General features: G+C 64.9%; 19 protein-coding genes and 1 pseudogene. 13 read left to right on the top strand and 7 right to left on the bottom strand.

Annotation, left to right across the window (positions count from 1 at the left end):
• Positions 1-63 precede the first annotated feature (63 nt).
• The 9 genes from LX70_RS15770 to LX70_RS15730 all read left to right on the top strand — a co-directional run bounded on the left by LX70_RS15770 (position 64) and on the right by LX70_RS15730 (position 6,350).
• Positions 64-324, top strand: coding sequence for a hypothetical protein (locus tag LX70_RS15770; protein WP_146111627.1), 261 nt, complete (start codon positions 64-66; stop codon positions 322-324).
• A 104-nt stretch (positions 325-428) separates the two neighbouring features.
• Complete coding sequence (locus tag LX70_RS15765) at positions 429-1,043, top strand: ribonuclease D (protein ID WP_105515883.1); 615 nt, start codon at positions 429-431, stop codon at positions 1,041-1,043.
• 3 nt (positions 1,044-1,046) lie between these two features.
• Positions 1,047-2,015, top strand: a complete 969-nt coding sequence (locus LX70_RS15760; RefSeq protein ID WP_105515768.1) for a KpsF/GutQ family sugar-phosphate isomerase — start codon at positions 1,047-1,049, stop codon at positions 2,013-2,015.
• Between the two features lie 3 nt (positions 2,016-2,018).
• Positions 2,019-2,627 (top strand): LPS export ABC transporter periplasmic protein LptC, encoded by a 609-nt coding sequence (gene lptC / locus LX70_RS15755; RefSeq protein ID WP_105515767.1) that lies wholly within the window; start codon positions 2,019-2,021, stop codon positions 2,625-2,627.
• Between the two features lie 8 nt (positions 2,628-2,635).
• On the top strand, positions 2,636-3,136 hold the full coding sequence (gene lptA / locus LX70_RS15750; RefSeq protein WP_105515766.1) for a lipopolysaccharide transport periplasmic protein LptA: 501 nt from the start codon (positions 2,636-2,638) through the stop codon (positions 3,134-3,136).
• On the top strand, positions 3,136-3,897 hold the full coding sequence (gene lptB, locus LX70_RS15745) for an LPS export ABC transporter ATP-binding protein (protein ID WP_105515765.1): 762 nt from the start codon (positions 3,136-3,138) through the stop codon (positions 3,895-3,897). Before lptA ends, lptB begins: the two co-directional genes overlap by 1 nt.
• 16 nt (positions 3,898-3,913) lie before the next feature.
• Positions 3,914-5,203, top strand: a complete 1,290-nt coding sequence (locus LX70_RS15740) for an RNA polymerase factor sigma-54 (RefSeq protein ID WP_170076226.1) — start codon at positions 3,914-3,916, stop codon at positions 5,201-5,203.
• A gap of 73 nt (positions 5,204-5,276) precedes the next feature.
• Positions 5,277-5,849 (top strand): ribosome hibernation-promoting factor, HPF/YfiA family, encoded by a 573-nt coding sequence (hpf, locus tag LX70_RS15735; RefSeq protein ID WP_105515763.1) that lies wholly within the window; start codon positions 5,277-5,279, stop codon positions 5,847-5,849.
• Positions 5,850-5,885: 36 nt separating this feature from the next.
• Complete coding sequence (locus LX70_RS15730) at positions 5,886-6,350, top strand: PTS sugar transporter subunit IIA (RefSeq protein WP_105515762.1); 465 nt, start codon at positions 5,886-5,888, stop codon at positions 6,348-6,350.
• Between the two features lie 72 nt (positions 6,351-6,422).
• Here the strand turns inward: LX70_RS15730 and LX70_RS15725 are convergent, their stop codons facing one another.
• From LX70_RS15725 to LX70_RS15710, 4 genes are all read right to left on the bottom strand, one after another.
• The gene (locus LX70_RS15725) at positions 6,423-7,844 is read right to left on the bottom strand and encodes a nodulation protein NodH (RefSeq protein WP_105515761.1); all 1,422 of its coding nucleotides are present in this window, start codon (positions 7,842-7,844) and stop codon (positions 6,423-6,425) included.
• Positions 7,845-7,853: 9 nt separating this feature from the next.
• Positions 7,854-9,554: a DUF5927 domain-containing protein gene (locus tag LX70_RS15720; RefSeq protein WP_105515760.1), complete on the bottom strand. Its 1,701-nt coding sequence runs from the start codon at positions 9,552-9,554 to the stop codon at positions 7,854-7,856.
• Positions 9,551-10,561, bottom strand: coding sequence for a glycosyltransferase family 2 protein (locus LX70_RS15715; protein ID WP_105515759.1), 1,011 nt, complete (start codon positions 10,559-10,561; stop codon positions 9,551-9,553). The genes LX70_RS15720 and LX70_RS15715 overlap by 4 nt, the downstream gene beginning before the upstream one ends.
• Before the next feature lie 154 nt (positions 10,562-10,715).
• Positions 10,716-11,930: an ROK family protein gene (locus tag LX70_RS15710; RefSeq protein ID WP_105515758.1), complete on the bottom strand. Its 1,215-nt coding sequence runs from the start codon at positions 11,928-11,930 to the stop codon at positions 10,716-10,718.
• Between the two features lie 159 nt (positions 11,931-12,089).
• Here LX70_RS15710 and LX70_RS15705 point away from each other — a divergent pair, with 159 nt between their 5' ends.
• The 4 genes from LX70_RS15705 to LX70_RS15690 all read left to right on the top strand — a co-directional run bounded on the left by LX70_RS15705 (position 12,090) and on the right by LX70_RS15690 (position 15,671).
• Positions 12,090-13,103, top strand: coding sequence for a sugar ABC transporter substrate-binding protein (locus LX70_RS15705; protein ID WP_105515882.1), 1,014 nt, complete (start codon positions 12,090-12,092; stop codon positions 13,101-13,103).
• 113 nt (positions 13,104-13,216) lie between these two features.
• A complete protein-coding gene (locus tag LX70_RS15700) occupies positions 13,217-14,290 on the top strand; it encodes an ABC transporter permease (protein WP_105515881.1) in 1,074 nt (357 codons plus the stop codon).
• Complete coding sequence (locus tag LX70_RS15695) at positions 14,287-15,066, top strand: ATP-binding cassette domain-containing protein (RefSeq protein WP_105515757.1); 780 nt, start codon at positions 14,287-14,289, stop codon at positions 15,064-15,066. Before LX70_RS15700 ends, LX70_RS15695 begins: the two co-directional genes overlap by 4 nt.
• Positions 15,063-15,671 carry a nucleoside/nucleotide kinase family protein gene (locus LX70_RS15690; protein WP_105515756.1) on the top strand — a complete coding sequence of 203 codons (609 nt, stop codon included), beginning with the start codon at positions 15,063-15,065 and terminating at the stop codon, positions 15,669-15,671. The genes LX70_RS15695 and LX70_RS15690 overlap by 4 nt, the downstream gene beginning before the upstream one ends.
• A gap of 9 nt (positions 15,672-15,680) precedes the next feature.
• Here LX70_RS15690 and LX70_RS15685 read toward each other — a convergent pair whose 3' ends face one another.
• From LX70_RS15685 to LX70_RS15675, 3 genes and pseudogenes are all read right to left on the bottom strand, one after another.
• Complete coding sequence (locus LX70_RS15685) at positions 15,681-16,094, bottom strand: universal stress protein (protein ID WP_105515755.1); 414 nt, start codon at positions 16,092-16,094, stop codon at positions 15,681-15,683.
• Between the two features lie 69 nt (positions 16,095-16,163).
• Complete coding sequence (locus LX70_RS15680) at positions 16,164-16,631, bottom strand: group II truncated hemoglobin (RefSeq protein ID WP_105515754.1); 468 nt, start codon at positions 16,629-16,631, stop codon at positions 16,164-16,166.
• 27 nt (positions 16,632-16,658) lie between these two features.
• Positions 16,659-17,058, bottom strand: a pseudogene (locus LX70_RS15675) (bifunctional methylenetetrahydrofolate dehydrogenase/methenyltetrahydrofolate cyclohydrolase); the annotation flags it as partial.

The following is a 17,058-nucleotide window of genomic DNA, read 5'->3' as shown; positions in this document are numbered from 1 at the left end:
AAGCCAAGTTCCAGAATCAATCTGGAGCATGAGATAAGACACCTATAGGTGGTAATGATTGTAATGAATTCTACGAATAGTAATTCCAAGGTAAGCCATTTGTTTCCGGAACTGCCTCCGACGCGGACCAGCTCCTGCGTCGGGGGCGGCTTCCCGGAAAAGGGTAAGCGGTTTGAACGTCTGGCCGCCTGTGGAACCTGTTTTCTGGCAAGTGTCGCTGCGGCGGCTGTCCGTTGGATCGGTCAGCCGCTGCTTCGTCTGCCCGCGCTGGAATTCACCATCATCCTGATCCTGTCGGCGACGCTTCTCTTCGCCGTCATCTAACGCCCTCGCGCTTCCGGCATTGAGCGCGCGGCCCGAATACCGTAACAGGACCCGACGAGGCGATGCACCGCCATTGCCTGCGCAATTCGGTCGCGGAGTTTCGGATGACCATCTACCTGCATCGCAACGACCTGCCCGACGGGCTTGACCTTGGTCCCTCGGTCGCGATTGATACCGAGACGATGGGCCTTGACCCGCGCCGCGACCGGCTGTGCCTTGTGCAACTGTCGGCAGGCGACGGCAACGCGCATCTGGTCCAGATCGCGAAGGGGCAGCAAAGCGCGCCGAACCTGGAACGCCTGCTGACCGATCCCGGCACGCTCAAGATCTTTCACTTCGGCCGTTTCGACATCGCCGCGATGGAAAATGCCTTTGGCGTCACCACAGAGCCGGTCTATTGCACCAAGATCGCATCGAAACTGATCCGCACCTTCACCGATCGCCATGGCCTCAAGTACCTGTTGCAGGAACTGGTCGGCGTCGATGTCTCCAAACAACAGCAGACCTCGGACTGGGGCGCCGAGGACCTGACGGAGGCGCAGATGGATTACGCCGCCTCGGACGTCCTTTACCTGCACCGCCTGAAGGAAGAGCTTGACCGCCGCCTCGCCCGTGAAGGGCGCGCCGAACTGGCCGCGGCCTGCTTCGATTTCCTCCCCGTCCGCGCCCGGCTGGACCTTCTGGGCTGGCAGGACACCAACGACATCTTTCAGCATTAGGCCATGACCGACCGCGCGATCTTTCTGGAAACCGCCCGCCGCGTCATCGCGACCGAGGCGAAAGGGCTGGCCGATCTGCGCGACACGCTCGATGACAGCTTTGCCATCGCGGTCGAACTGATCCTGAAGGCCAGCGGTCGGGTGATCGTCTCGGGCATGGGGAAATCCGGCCACATCGCGCGCAAGATCGCGGCCACGCTCGCCTCGACCGGGACGCCCGCAAGTTTCGTTCACCCCGCCGAGGCCAGCCATGGCGACCTTGGCATGATCACCGAAGGCGACGTGGCGCTGGTGCTGTCGAATTCGGGCGAGACACCCGAACTGAGCGACATCATCGCCCATACACGGCGCTTTTCGATCCCGCTGATCGGGGTGGCGAGCAAGCCGGGATCAACCCTTCTTCGCCAGGCCGATGTCGCCCTTGTCCTGCCCGCCGCGGCCGAGGCTTGCGGGACCGGCATCGTCCCCACGACCTCGACCACGATGACGCTGGCGCTGGGGGACGCGCTGGCCGTCGCGCTGATGGAACACCGCCACTTCACGCCCGAACATTTCCGCACCTTCCACCCCGGCGGAAAGCTGGGGGCCAAGCTGCTGAAGGTCCGCGACCTGATGCATGCCGGTGATGCGATCCCGCTGGTTGGCGAAGACACGCCCATGGGCGACGCCCTCCTGGTGATGAGCCAGAAGGGCTTCGGCGTCGTTGGCGTGACCGGCGCCGGTGACCGGCTGGCGGGGATCGTCACCGACGGCGACCTTCGCCGCCATATGGCGGGCCTGCTGGACCGGACGGCGGCCGAGGTGATGACCCGCGCGCCGCAGACGGTCGACCCGGAGTCGGTCGCCGAAAAGGCCGTGGCGCTGATGAAAGAGCGCAAGATCACCTGTCTTTTCGTCCTGCCCACGGATGGTGACGGGCGGCCTGCCGGCATCCTCAACATCCACGACTGCCTGCGCGCGGGCGTGGTCTAAGCGATGGCCATCCCCGACAACCTGCATTCCCGCGTGGTCTTCTGGCTAAAGATCCTGCTGCCGATCCTGGCGCTTGCCATCCTCTCCACCCTCTTCCTGTTCTCCCGCCGGATCGACACCGAAGGCGCGCTGCCCTACAGCGAGGTCGATGTAACGGAACTGGCCCGCGATCAGCGCCTGACCGATCCGCAATATTCCACCGTCACCGACGACGGCAGCGCGCTAAGCGTCGCGGCGGCCGTCGCGCGGCCCGGAACCGGCGATGCGGATGGCGGCGCGGCCGACGATCTGGTCATGCGCTATGACACGCAAGACGGGCTGAGGATCGACCTTGAGGCAACGTCGGGCCAGATCGACCAGACCGGCGGGCAGGCGATCTTGCGCGATGGCGTCACCATCACCACCTCCACCGGGTACAAGCTGACCACAAGCGGCCTTGACGCGGCGCTCGACCGGACGAAGGTAGTGTCCGACGGCGCCGTGACCGCGACCGGGCCACTTGGTCGCATCGACGCGGGCCGGATGGAATTGCGTCATGGTGATGCCGGAATCGACGGCTACGTTCTGATTTTCAATGACGGGGTCAAGCTGGTATATCAGCCGGTGAAGTGAGGTTACGGATGGTTCGCACGATACGTTTGGCAGCGCTTGCGCTTGGTGTCGCGGTCTTTGCGCCTGCGGCGCACGGTCAGGGTGCGACGGTTGCCTTCGGCGGGATCAAGTCCGACACCTCGCAACCCGTCGAGGTGACCGCCGACCAGCTTGCCGTCAACCAGACCGACGGCACGGCGACCTTTACCGGCAATGTCGTGGTGATCCAGGGCGATCTGCGCCTTGGCGCGACGACCGTCCGGGTTGAATACGCCAAGGACGACCGGACCAAGGTGGAACGGATCGTCGCCTCGGGCGGTGTGACGCTTGCCAGCGCGGCCGAGGCGGCCGAGGCGAAGGACGCGGTCTACACCGTCGCGAACGGGCAGGTGGTTATGACGGGCGACGTCCTTCTGACCCAGAACGGCGGCACCATCGCGGGCCAGAAGCTGAGCGTCGATCTGAAGACCGGCACCGGCCAGATGGACGGGCGCGTGCGCACGGTAATCTCGCCCAAGGGATCGCAGTGATGAGCGACCGCCCCGTCCTCTCCGTCGCCCAGGGCTCTGCCGGGCTGAAGGTCGAACACCTGCGCAAGAGCTATCGCAAGCGCCCGGTGATCCGCGACGTCTCGCTCGACCTCGCGCGGGGGGAGGTGGTGGCGCTTCTCGGCCCCAACGGCTCGGGCAAGACGACATGCTTTTACAACATTGCCGGGCTGATTTCGCCCGACAGCGGCCATGTCATCATCGACGGGCAGGACGTCACCGGCCTGCCGATGTACCGCCGCGCCCGGCTGGGCATCGGCTATCTGCCGCAGGAAGTGTCGATCTTTCGCGGGTTGTCGGTTGAGGACAACATCCTCGCCGTGCTGGAAATCAACGAATCCGACGGCCACAAGCGGCGCGAGAAGCTTGAGGAACTGCTGTCCGAATTCTCCATCACCCATCTGCGCCGCGCCCCCGCGCTGGCGCTGTCGGGCGGCGAACGGCGGCGGGTGGAGATTGCCCGCTGCCTTGCGGCGGAACCGAAATACCTGCTTCTTGACGAACCCTTCGCCGGGGTCGATCCGATTTCGGTCGGCGACATCCGCACCCTTGTCCATGACCTCAAGTCGCGCGGGATCGGCGTCCTCATCACCGACCACAACGTGCGGGAGACGCTTGAGATCGTCGACCGCGCCTATATCCTTCACGACGGTACCGTGCTGATGAGCGGCACGGCGGATGAGGTGGTGCGCGACGAAAACGTGCGCCGCGTGTATCTGGGGCAGTCCTTCCGCCTCGGCTAGCGGGGACCGGACCGCGATGGCACTGAAGTCCCGCGTCAATCTGACCACCCGGCAGGCCCTGACCCTGTCCGGCCAGATGCGCGAGTCGCTCACCATCCTGCGCCTGCCCACCGCCGCCCTACTGGACGACATCGCGCGTGAGGCCGCCGAAAACCCCTTTCTGGTGGTCGAGGGTCCGGCCGGGGGGACGTCGGCCTTTGACTACGCGATCGAGACCACCGCCGCACCGGAAAGCCTGATCGACACCCTGACCCGGCAGCTTGCCCTGCAACGGCTCGACCCGCCGACGCTGGCCGCCGCGAGCTATCTGGTGGGGGAATTGCGCGAAGATGGCTATCTCGACACCGCCCTGGACGAAATCGCGGCGGAAACCGGCGCGCCCCTCGACATCCTCGAACGCGGCCTTCACGCGCTGCAACGCTGTGAACCGGCCGGGATTGGCGCGCGCGACCTGCCGGAATGCCTGGCGCTGCAGCTGATCGACGCCGGGATAGACGGGGCGCTGGCCCGCCGCGCCACCGCCCACCTGACCGATTTCGCCGAAGGCCGCTGGCCCCGGCTGGAAAAGCTCCTCTCCCTGCCGGAGGCAAGGCTGCGGCAGATCGCGGACCTGCTGCGCCGCTTCCCCTCACACCCGGTCGAGGGCGACACGGCCGCGCCCGCGATTCTGATCCCGGAGATAAGGATCGATCGCATCGGCAGGCGCGTCGAGGCAAGGTTGAACGCAGACGCCATCCCCCGTGTCGCGGTCCTGTCCGCCGACCGCGCCGCGCTGACCGGCGGCGACCTGCGCGGGCTTTACGACCGCGCCGGGGCGCTTGCCGCCGCCATAGGCGCGCGGCTGACCACCCTGAAACGCATCGCGACCGTCATCGCCGCCCGGCAAGAGGCATTCTTTCTCGGCGGCGCGGCGCCAAGCCTGCAACCGCTCAGCCGGGCCGAGATTGCCGCCGAACTGGACCTGCACCCCTCGACCGTCGGGCGGGCGCTGAACGGCAAGGCGCTGATCGCCGATGGCAAGGTCCATCCCTTCAGCCGCTTCTTTTCCCGCCCGCTTCCCGGCGGGGCCGCGCCCGTTTCCCCCTTCGACGCGCAACGCCGCATCAGGGAGCTGGTGGCAGCCGAAGACCCCGGCGCCCCCCTTGCGGATGCCAAGATTCAATCACACTTGAAGAACGAAGGCGTTGACATCGCACGTCGAACTGTCGCCAAATATCGCAAATGCATGCGCATACCTTCATCCTTCGCGCGCCGGACTCGCAAGCCACTTGCGAAGGATGGTTCTCAGCCGCCATCGGGCGACTGACCCCGAATTCACCCCCCGCCCGCCGTCCAGAAAAATATCGCCGGATACGCGGGCTCCCATCCATGGAGGACACATGCGATACCAGATCAGCGGCAAACAGATCGACGTGGGTGAGGCGCTCCAGAGCCATGTGAAGAGTGAGCTTGGCGAGACGGTCGAGAAGTACTCCCAACGTCCGACGGATGCGAACGTGATCTTTTCGCGCAACGCGCACGAGTATCTGTGCGACGCCACCGTCCACCTCTCGACCGGGCTGACGGCCTCTGCCACCGGCCACGCGACCGAGATCTATGCGGCCTTCGACGCCTGCCGCGAAAAGATGGACAAGCAGCTACGCCGCTACAAGCGTCGGCTGAAGGACCATCACCGCGAACGGTCCGAACCTGTTGAATTCGCCGATGCACCCATGTATGTGCTCGCCGCGAACGACGGATCATCGGATTCGGAGCCTGAAAGCCTCCAGCCGATGATCATCGCCGAGTTGGAGACGAAAATCCCTTCGCTCTCGGTCGGCGAAGCGGTGATGCAGATGGAGCTGTCGGGTGCGACGCTTCTGGTGTTCCGCAACGAGAAGAGCGGTGGCGTCAACGTTGTACACCGCCGGGATGACGGCAACTTCGGTTGGATCGACCCGACCGCCATGTAAAGTACCCGTCCTTGGGGTGCGGAACAGATAAGGCATATGGATCTTGCAAGCCTACTGAAACCGGCAGCTGTCCGGGTCGTCGGTCACGCGACCAGCAAGAAGCGGCTTTTCCAGGACCTCGCAGAGCTTGCCTCTGCGGTCTATGGCATCGACCCTTCCGAAACCGTGAACGCGCTTCAGGAACGCGAAAGCCTTGGCCCAACAGGTGTGGGCCATGGCGTCGCGCTGCCCCATGCGCGGCTTGACGGTCTGGACCGTGTGATCGGCATCTTCATGCGGCTGGAAAAGCCGCTGGATTTCGATGCGGTGGACCGTCAGCCTGTCGATCTGGTCTTTGCGCTGTTTGCCCCGAAGGATTCCGGGGTCGAACACCTCAAGGCGCTGGCGCTGGTGTCCCGCACCATGCGGGACCCGGCAATCTGCGCCAAGCTGCGCTCCAACGTCGATCCCGCGACCCTGCATGCGGTCCTGACCGAGGCCAGGTCGAACCAGGCCGCCTGACGTTAAAGCGTTTCGGGTTTCCGTTGAGAAAGTAAGTATCAGAATTCGAACGAAATACGTTCGAATTCTGATTCAGTGTAAACCCGAAATGCTATAGGGCAGCGCGCGTGCGTAGCCAAGAAGCTGGTAGTCCCGGCCGTAGGCGGCGTGGGCTGCCGCCTCAACCTCGGCGCTGCTGATCGCGCGCAGGCGGTGGTCCTGCGGCGAGACCTCCCCCACTTCCGGTCCGGGCGCGGCAAGGCCGGTCAGGCCCGCCATATGGGCCAGATCGGCGCCGATCGTCTCAACCCGCACGACTAGGTCGGGGGGCGCGAATTGCGCCATCCCTTGCAGGAGGGAAAGTTGACTGGCCCAAAGCGCATGCTGCTGCACCGGCGTCTGGCCGTTCAGATTGGCGCGCAGGAACCGCAGGAAGGCGAGGAAGGCCGCGCGCTCCTGCGCGATGTCGGGGTCGCCGCCATTGGGAAGCCGCGCCATCCCCCAGCTTGTTTCAAGGCCCAGGCGAAGCCCCTCGAAATCGTCATCCTCAAGGATCCGGCGAAACACCGCATAGGCCCGGCGAAGCGGGTGGCAAAGGATGGTGAAGCTGCGAAACCCCGGCCGGTCGCGCATCCAGTCGCGCAGGCCGGACTGGGTCATCCCTTCGACCAGCCCGCCGCCCGTTTCGGTCATCCAGCGCCGCACCGCCCCGTCCGCAAAAGGCACGACCGGGAAATAGAGCAGCCCTGCCTCTTTCGTCGCGACCGCACGCGGCACGCCCGGCCCCCGGCGCGGCTCAAAATTCGGGATGCGCCCCAACCCGGCCCAGTCGACACCCGCCACCGCGCGCGCCATTTCGGCATGGTTAGACACCTTTTCACCCAGCGGCTCGGGGTTCTGCGGGATCAGCTTGCGGGAGATACGGCCAACACCGGCCCCGACGCCAAGGAAGGTCAGAAGGCCGTTGATGACCTCCACCGACTGCACATCCTCGTAATCAAGATAAAACCCCGTCTGCCCGCTGACCTGCAAGGCGCGCAGGATACCCTCCTGATAGCCCCGCCGCGCATCAAGGAAATCGTTGAACCCTGCGGCATCGAAGGTGGGTTTCGCAACCTTGCGCTTGCGCACGTCCGACGCCCGCCAGCGCCCGGTCTTGCGGGCGATCAGAAGGCTGACGTAACTGTCCAGCGGGTTGCGCGTCAGGATGATCTTGGCGCAGGCCGGATCGGTCAGGATCGCCTCCCTCACACGCGGATCGTGATCGTCGAAGTAGCGAAACCCGTTCAGCCCCGGCGCCTCCTTCAACCGCTGCAAAAGCGCCATCGGATCGGCGTCACGGGCCGCCTTGTCCAGCCCGAAGGCCTCCGCCCGGTTCGGCCCGCCCAGATGCACCGGATTGAACAGCTCGGCGTGGGAGGTGACGCCTTCGACCTGATTCAGGGTCTCTTCCAGCAGGTTCGACCCGGTCCGCATTCCGGCGAGGATGACGAAATATGTGAACCCGCCCGCCATCCCCGACCGTCAGCGCACCAGATAGGGCTTGCCATGCGCCTCGGGCTTCACGCCCGTCCCGTCGGCGGAGGACACGAATTCCCCCATCACGATGGGCTGCATCCCCTGGTTCTTCAGGTTCTGAAGGAACTGCCCAAACCCGCTGAGGTCCACCAGGCGCGGCGCCTCGGCGGGGGTGCGCGCCAGTTGCGGGCGAAGCTCATCAATGACGGTCTGCAAGGCTTCCATCGGGCTTTCCAGAAACTCGGCCATCGACCAGATCCTGACCCGCGCCTTGATGAAATTCGTCCGCAGGATAGCGAGGTGATCGCTCTCGATCCGTTGCAGGCGCGCGGCCTCGGCCCGGATGTCGGCAAAGTTCATGTTCGAGCGCAGAAGCGGCACCGCCCAGGTCCCCGAAATGACCGAGATTTGCGCGTTCGGATCGGTGGCCATGAACCAGTTGCAATGCTGGTTGTCGCGGGGCGAGAACTGAAAGCACTGCCTCTCTCCCCGCGTGTTCCAGATCAGGTTCGTCAGGAAGGATCGCGGGTTGTAGTCGCGCAACGTCGCGCTGTCGCTCAGACAGCCGTTGAACACCGCTTCCCGCCCCGCGAATTCGACCCTGTCCGGTGCGAAAAGATGGCCGTGGACCCGCCCGCCGACGGTCTTGCCAAGCCAAAGGTCGAACTCCTCGAAAAGGTCGGAAAAGCCGTGAAAGACACTGTAAGGGCCGGCGGTCTTGCCGTTTTCATGGTCGCGCTGCGGAAACCGGCTTTGCATGTAAAGCCCCGGCCGCCCGCGCGCCCGCCGCTCTACCGCGCGCGAAAAAAGCCGGTCGATCTTCGCGGGCGCTGGCTCCGCCCGCGGGGTCTGGCCCAGCTTCTGGCCAAGGAACGTGGCATAGAGCCGTTCGGCCTGCGGCCAGATCTTGCGGGCGACGAAACAGTCCGAGCGGCGCAAAAGCTGAAGGTGGTCGTCGTAGAAGGTATGCGGCTTGCCCTCGAAATCGAACTTCGACAGCGTCAGCGAGCGGCTTTCGATGTTCAGCGAATAAAGCCGCGCGAGGGTCTGGAAATAGCTTTCGTCCGGGATCCAGACCGTGCGGAAAAAGCGGTCGTGCAGCGCCCGGTCCGGGTCTTGCAGGATCGCCGACAGGGTCTGGCGCGTCAGGCACCACCATTGCGACCCCAGATGCGGCACGATCCCCTTCGGCATGCGCCGGTGCATTCGCAGCCGCCGTTGCAGACGCACGGTCAGGTCGAACAACCTGCGGTGACTGCGCCAGCCGAACGGGAAGTGAAGCGAGAAACGCTCCGTATCCAGCCCGCCCTTGGTCCAGGTCACATCCGCCGTCGTCACGCTTTCGATGAAATCGGTCGTGGGCCGCGCCGCCAGATAGTCGATCAACTCCTCCACCGGGCGCAACGGCAGGCAGGCGCCAGAGGCAAGGTAGACATGCCGGATGCCGGGATGGCGGTGCAGGATCTGTTCGGCCGCGCTTTGCGTCGCGGCGACAAGCGACCATGTCCCCCAGTTGCAGGCGAAGCGCGGCGAAAAACTGACATCGTCCAGATCGGCAAGACGGGCGACAAGGCCCGCATACTCCTCCCGCTCCACGCGGCTGTCGACATGGATCACCACGGGGCAACCCGCAGCCGCCAGATGCCGCGCCACCTGCGCGGCACGGAACAGCGCGGTGTGGCACATCATGATGAAGCCGACGCTCACGCCCAGTTTCCTTTCGACATCAGCCCCAGGATCTCAAGCTGGCGCCAGTTGACGTATTTCTCCGACCAGCGGGTCCAGAGGTTCAGGTCCTCGTCCAGCGCGGTCGCATAGGCCGCGTATTCCCGGCTGTCGGCGAAATGTTCGCGCCGCTCCAGCTCCTCCGCCACCTTGGCGGGCAGGGTGGACAGGAACTTGGCATGAAGCAGGCAGCCCGACGCCCGCTCCCCCCCCAGATCGTCATAGACGCCGTTCAGGCCGCGCGGCAGCAGCATGTGGGTGGAACTGGCGAAGGCATAGGGCCAGCGCCATTTCACCAGCGGGATCTTGTTCAGCGACGGCGCCTTCACCGGATCGTCGGCAAACATCGCCCGCGCGCGCGGCCCGCCCTGAATCCAGAGGTTGCCGTAAAGCGCATTGCGGGAGATGGAGTAATTCCCGCCATCGAAGTGATCGGCGATCTCGAACGGGTTTGTGCCCGGCTCATAGGTCACGTCCGACACGCCGCCCCTGGGGTACATGTCCAGAACCATCGCCGGAAAGGCCGGCACGTCGTTGACGTCAAGCCAGTCCGTCAGCGCCCGGATTGGGCGCGTGTCGCAGAACGGATAGACGAAGAATTCGTCGATATCGACGACCAGAACCCAGTGCCGCCGCGCATGGCGCATCAGGATCCAGTTCACCCAGTCCAGACCGTAGCGCGCGGCCTTGTAGCTTTTCTTCGTCGACCAGAGCGTCACATCGGGCTGCACCGACAGATAGGCCAGCGACCCGTCGTCCGAACCGTTATCGACCATCAGGAAATGGTCGATCCCCAGATCACGGTAGTAGCGCATGAAATGCGGCAGCAGCGTCATTTCGTTGCGCAGCACGGCGACAAGCAGGATCGCGTCCTTGCCTATGCCTTCCAGCCGGTCGGTGACGGGCTTGATCTGGCGGCGCTTGCGAAAGGCACGATAGCGCAAAAGCTTGCGTCGGCCTCTTAGCCTGTATCGCTGCCAGATATTCACGCGCCTGCCGTCTCCCCAACACGACCGTGATCACGGGGGCGTCCTACACCGGGGTCGCCGCGATCACCGTCGCGGTCAGGAGAATACAAAGACCGGAACGTCTGGTAAACGACCGAGTTTCCGCGACGGGAAAGTTGTGCCTTCGCGGCCCCACCTAGCCGAAACGCGGATGCGACAGCAGGTAGCGCTCGATGATCCTGAGGGATGCCGCGCCGATCGCGCGGGCATTGCGGCCGACCGAGGCTTCGGTCAGCACGGGCCTTTCGATGCCTTGCGTGTCCATCCGGTCGATTGCGGCCTGGGCGCGATCAATGATCCGGGCCTTCACCCCCGGCGGACAGTTTGCGTCGATCAGGATACCTTCGAAGTCGATGACCGAAACCACGGCGACAACGGCGATGGCAAGGTGACGCGCGGTGTGCTCGATCCAGGCGTCCAGCGGGGCGCCGAAGTCGGACCAGTCGTTCTCCGGGTCCCAAAGCGCCGCCGCATCGCGCCCGTCCGCCTCAAGCGCGCGTTCCAGGAGATAGATCGACGCATGCTGGATCAACTGCGTCGCCCCCTCGGCCGAGGCGACGGGGATGGAGCCGAAGGCGGCTGCATTGCCGGTTCGGCCGGAATAGACCGTGTCGTTCAACACCACCCCGCCGCCGATGAAGGAGCCGATGAAGAAATAGCCGTAATCCGAAAACTCCCGCCCGCGGCCGAAGACATGCTCTGCCGTGCAGGCGGCGGTGGCGTCGTTCTGGACCACGACCGGCAGGCCGGTGATCCCGGCCACGCTGGCAGCGATGTCGAAATCGCGCCAGGCCTGCATTTCGTCACCGGGCGCGTTGACCTTGTCGAGCCAGTTCCAAAGCTCGGACGGCGCCGCGACGCCGATCCCCGCCACGCGGTCGCGCTGGCGGGCCGAAAGCGCCCCTGACAAGGCCGCGAATGCCTCGGTCAGAAAGCCGGTGACGGTGTCCGGCGTCGGATAGGGATAGGTTTCCTTGCGCTGCGCGCGCAGCCGCCCGGTGGCGTCGATCAGCACCAGATCGACACTCTTCCGCCCGATATTCAGCCCGTAGGACAGGATGCCGTCGGGGTTCAGCATCATCGGGATCGACGGCTTGCCGACCTTTCCCCGCTGCGGCTCCCCCCTGAGCAATAGCCCGTCGCGTTCCAGCGCGCGGATGATGATGGAAACGGTCTGCGCCGACAGGTTGGCGCGCCGCGCGATCTCGGCACTGGGCAGCGCGCCATGGCGCAGGATCAGCGAAAGGACCAGCCTTTCGTTGTGATCGCGCATACCGGATTGGTTCGCGCCCCCCAACGGATCGCGAATGGCCGAGATGTCCATATCGGGTGCCTCATCTCCCCCCATCATGGCCGGACCGTAGCAGCCGCCTATTAATAAATCAAATTTATTTATTAATTGACAGACGCCCGGAATCGCCGAATATTGCCGACCGAAGGCAGCGGATTCGGGCTGCCGGACAGCCGGTTGCAGGCCAGCCCTGCCCGGTTCCACGTCAGGGAGGATGACATGACCAAATATCTGATCGGCGCCGCTGTCGGCGCGCTTTGCCTGGGTGCCGCGGGCGCCGCGTCCGCGGACAGCGCCTGCCTTATCACCAAGACCGACACCAACCCCTTCTTCGTGAAGATGAAGGAAGGCGCCGAGGCGAAGGCGGCCGAGCTTGGGATCGAACTGAAATCCTATGCCGGCCGCATCGACGGCGACAATGAAAGCCAGGTCGCGGCGATCGAGGCCTGCATCGCCGACGGCGCCAAGGGTATCCTGCTGACCCCGTCCGACACTTCGGCCATCGTCGATTCCGTCAAGGCCGCGCGCGATGCCGGTATCCTGGTGATCGCGCTCGACACGCCGCTTGATCCGATCGACGCCGCCGACGCCACCTTCGCGACCGACAACTTCCAGGCCGGGCTGCTGATCGGCGAATGGGCCAAGGCGACGATGGGCGACGCGGCGGCGAATGCCAGGATCGGCCTTCTCGACCTTGCCATTTCCCAGCCCTCCGTCGACGTCCTGCGCGATCAGGGCTTCCTGCAAGGCTTCGGCGTCGATCTGGGCGACCCGAACAAATGGGGCGATGAAACCGACCCCCGCATCGTCGGCCATGAGGTCACCGCCGGGAACGAGGAAGGCGGCCTGACCGCGATGGAGGCGCTGCTGGCCAAGGACCCCGACATCAACGTCGTCTACACCATCAACGAACCCGCCGCCGCCGGTGCCTATGAGGCGCTGAAAGCGGTCGGCAAGGAAGGCTCCACCCTCATCGTTTCTGTCGATGGCGGCTGCCCCGGCGTCAAGAACGTGGCCGGTGGCGTGATCGGCGCGACCTCGCAGCAATACCCGCTGCTGATGGCGTCGAAGGGGATCGAGGCGATCGCCGCCTTCGCCAAGGACGGCACCAAACCCGCGCCGACCGAAGGCAAGAACTTCTTCGACACCGGCGTGACGCTTATCACCGACAAGCCGGTCGATGGCGTGGAATCGATCGACGCCACCAAGGGCGCGGAGCTTTGCTGGGGCTGATAGCCTGCGGGATTTCCCGGTTTAAGTGGTAGGATCGGTATGATCCGGCGAAGGGCGGCCTGATGCGCCGCCCTTCCTTCAAGGCCCGCATCGTAGGCGTGAGGAGGGCGATGATGACAAGCAATGGCAACACGGCGGCAGGGTTCGAGGAGGGGCTGCAAGGCGCTTCCGAGAAGGTCGCGGAATTTCACGACGACAAGAGCCTGCTGAAACGTGTGCAGCATTGGCTGCACCAGACACCTTCGGCGGTCCCGATGATCGTTCTGGCAGTGTCGGTCGTGGTCTTCGCGATCCTGTCAGAGAACTTCTTCCGCGCGACCACGATGTCGACGATCCTTCAGCAGATCGCCATCGTCGGCATCCTTGGATGCGCGCAGACTCTGGTGATCCTGACCGCGGGTATCGACCTGTCTGTCGGCGCCATCGCGGTCTTCTCATCGGTCCTGATGGGACAGTTGACCTTTCGTTATGGCATTCCCGCGCCGATGGCGATCGTTCTGGGCCTCGCGCTTGGCACCGCGATGGGGGCGATCAACGGGCTTCTGATCTCGCGCCTGAAGCTGCCGCCCTTCATCGTCACGCTCGGCACCTGGCAGATCTATCTTTCCGCGAACTTCATCTTCTCGGCGAATGAGACGATCCGCAGCCAGGACATCGCCGAAAGCGCCCCGGCGCTGCAATTCTGGGGCAATGCGGTGCAGCCGGGCGGGGTGAAGATCCTCTTCGCCGTCTTCCTGATGATCGCCCTCGTCGCGATCATGTCCTATGTCCTGCGCCACACCGCCTGGGGCCGCCATGTCTATGCCGTGGGCGACGATGCCGAGGCAGCGCAGCTTTCCGGCGTCCGCACCGACCGCATGATCTTGCAGGTCTATGCGCTGGCGGGGCTTTTCTGCGCCATCGCGGGCTGGGTGATGATCGGCCGCTTCGGGTCCGTCTCGCCCACCGCCTCGACGGGGCAGCTTGGCAATATCCAGTCGATCACGGCCGTGGTGATCGGGGGCATCTCGCTTTTCGGCGGGCGCGGTTCCATCGTTGGCATGTTCTTTGGCGCGCTGATCGTCGGCGTTTTCGAAATGGGCCTGCGGCTGGTCGGGACCGACCCGCAATGGACCTTCTTCCTCATCGGCGTCCTCATCATCTTCGCCGTCGCCGTGGACCAGTGGATCAGAAAGGTGTCGTCATGACCGAACCCATTCTCAAGGCCCGCAACCTCGTCAAGCGCTACGGCAAGGTGACCGCCCTCGACCACTGCGATTTCGAGCTGATGCCGGGGGAAATCCTCGCTGTCATCGGCGACAACGGCGCGGGCAAGTCATCGCTCATCAAGGCGCTGTCAGGCGCCGTGCAGCCGGACGGGGGGGAGATCTGGCTTGACGGGAAGAAGGTTGAGTTCGCGTCGCCCCTCGACGCCCGCGCGCATGGCATCGAATGCGTCTACCAGACCCTTGCGATGTCGCCCGCGCTTTCCATCGCCGACAACATGTTCATGGGCCGCGAGCTGCGCAAACCCGGCATCATGGGATCGCTCTTCCGCAAGCTTGACCGCCCGGCGATGGAAAAGTTCGCCCGTGAGAAGCTGAATGAGCTTGGGCTGATGACGATCCAGAACATCAACCAGGCGGTGGAGACCCTGTCGGGCGGCCAAAGGCAGGGCGTCGCCGTCGCCCGTGCGGCGGCCTTCGGGTCGAAGGTGGTGATCCTCGACGAACCGACAGCGGCCCTTGGCGTCAAGGAAAGCCGCCGGGTGCTGGAACTGATCCGCGATGTGCGCTCGCGCGGCATCCCGATCATCCTCATCAGCCACAACATGCCCCATGTCTTCGAGGTCGCCGACCGCATCCATATCCACCGTCTGGGCAAGCGCCTTTGCGTGATCCGGCCGGACGACTACACGATGTCGGACGCCGTGGCCTTCATGACCGGCGCCAAGGAGGCCCCCGGCGAACCGATGGCCGCATGATCGACCGGATCAAAGCCATCCTCGCGCGCCTGCCCGACCCTTCGGGCGGGCGCTGCCTGATCGCGCTGGCCGGTCCGCCGGGCAGCGGAAAATCCAGCCTCGCGGCGCCCCTCGTCGCGGAACTCACCCGCCGCGGCCGCCCCGCCGCCCTCGTGCCGATGGACGGCTTTCACCTCGACAACCGCATCCTTGCCGCACGCGGCCTCCTGCCCCGCAAGGGCGCGCCCGAAACCTTCGATGCCGCCGGTTTCCTTGCGCTTATCAAGCGCCTGAAGCACGGGGAAGAGGTGATCGCCCCCTGCTTCGACAGGGACCGCGACATCGCCATCGCCGGTGCGGTAGAGATCCCCGCCAGCACCGAAACGGCCGTCGTCGAAGGCAACTACCTGCTTTTCGACGAAGCACCCTGGCGCAGCCTCGCGCCGCTTTGGGACCTCTCGGTCTTTCTCGACGTACCAGAGAAGGAACTGCGCCGCCGCCTCGTCAACAGGTGGAAGGACCACGGGCTTGACGACCGCGCCGCCCTTGAACGCGCGGAAGGGAACGATCTGGCAAACGCGCGCCGCATCCTCGCCGCGCGCCTGCCCTCTACGATGACGATCTGACAGCCCGCCTCAGCGCGCGACGGTCACCGAACAATGCGCCTCGCTCGCCACGCTGGCGGCGACAGAGCCAAGGACCAGCCGCTTGACCCCGCGCTTGTCGCCCGTCCCCATGACGATATGGTCATAGCCGTTCTCATCGGCATAGGTGATGATCGCGGGCGCGATCTCCCGCGCGACCAGTTCGACGGTCCCGATCTCGGCCAGCCCGTCGGCCTTGGCGGTCGCCTCGGACTGCTCCAGCAGCTTCTTGACCTCGGCCTCGGTCAGGTGATTGATGACCGGCCCGCGCGCCGCGCCATGGGCCATGTTGACCACGCAGACGGTCAGTTGCGCCCCGGTCAGGCGCGCCAGTTCGACGGCCTTGTGAACCCCCAGCGTGGCGTGATCGCTTCCGTCGGTCGGGCAGAGAATCTTCTTGGTCATGAGATACCCCTCTCAGTGATGACTTGGCTCAAGCGTCGTCTTCCAGTCGTCGCGCGTCCTTGACTTGGGTCAATGTTTCTTCCTGTCGTGAAACTTCTGCGACATTTGCGCCGCGGAATCCGGCCCGTGATCGGCGGGGACACCCCATTCCTTCAGGTCATTGACCAGCATCATGCAGATCCGCCGGAACGTCGCCCGCAAGCGCTCGATCTCCGGCCCGGCAAGCCCGTTCTTCTCCAGCGCCCGGTCCATGCAGGTCAGCCAGTCCTCGGCATCCTGTTCCGAGATCGGCACATGGACATGCATCCGGCGCAGGTCCATGTGACCGTGTTTTTCCTGGTAATAGCGCCGCCCGCCAAAGAACCCGCTGAGGAAGTTGAACTGCTCCTCCCGGACATGGGCAAGGCCGTGGCCGCGAAGATGAAGCTTGCGCAGGGTCTCGCCCTCGGGAAGCACCTCGATGAAGTCATAGAAATCGTTGACGAGCGTGCGCAGGACCGCCTCGCCGCCAATCGTCTCGATCATCAGTTGTGACATCGTGGTCTCCTCCGGGTGCGTTTTCTCCTAAACCGTCAACCCCTCCGGCTCTGTCAACCCGTTCATGCGGCAGCAGGCGGTGAGGGTATTGGCCAGAAGGCAGGCGATGGTCATCGGGCCGACGCCGCCGGGGACCGGGGTGATGGCGCCTGCGACCTCGGCGGCGCTGGCGTAATCGACATCGCCCACCAGCTTCGTCTTGCCGTCGCGTTCGATCCGGTTGATGCCGACGTCGATCACCGTCGCGCCGGGCTTGACATGCGTGGCGTTCAGCATCTCGGGCCGGCCCACCGCGGCCACCAGGATATCGGCCCGGCGGCACACCTCGGCCAGGTCCCTCGTCCGGCTATGCGCGATCGTCACCGTGCAGCTTTCCCCCAGCAGCAGCTGCGCCATCGGCTTGCCGACGATGTTCGACCGCCCCACG

It is taken from the genome of Albidovulum denitrificans (assembly GCF_002973535.1).
GTDB classification, from domain to species: Bacteria; Pseudomonadota; Alphaproteobacteria; order Rhodobacterales; family Rhodobacteraceae; genus Albidovulum; species Albidovulum denitrificans.
The sequence above is the reverse complement of the archived record's forward strand: the minus strand, read 5'-3'. Positions and strand labels throughout refer to the sequence as shown.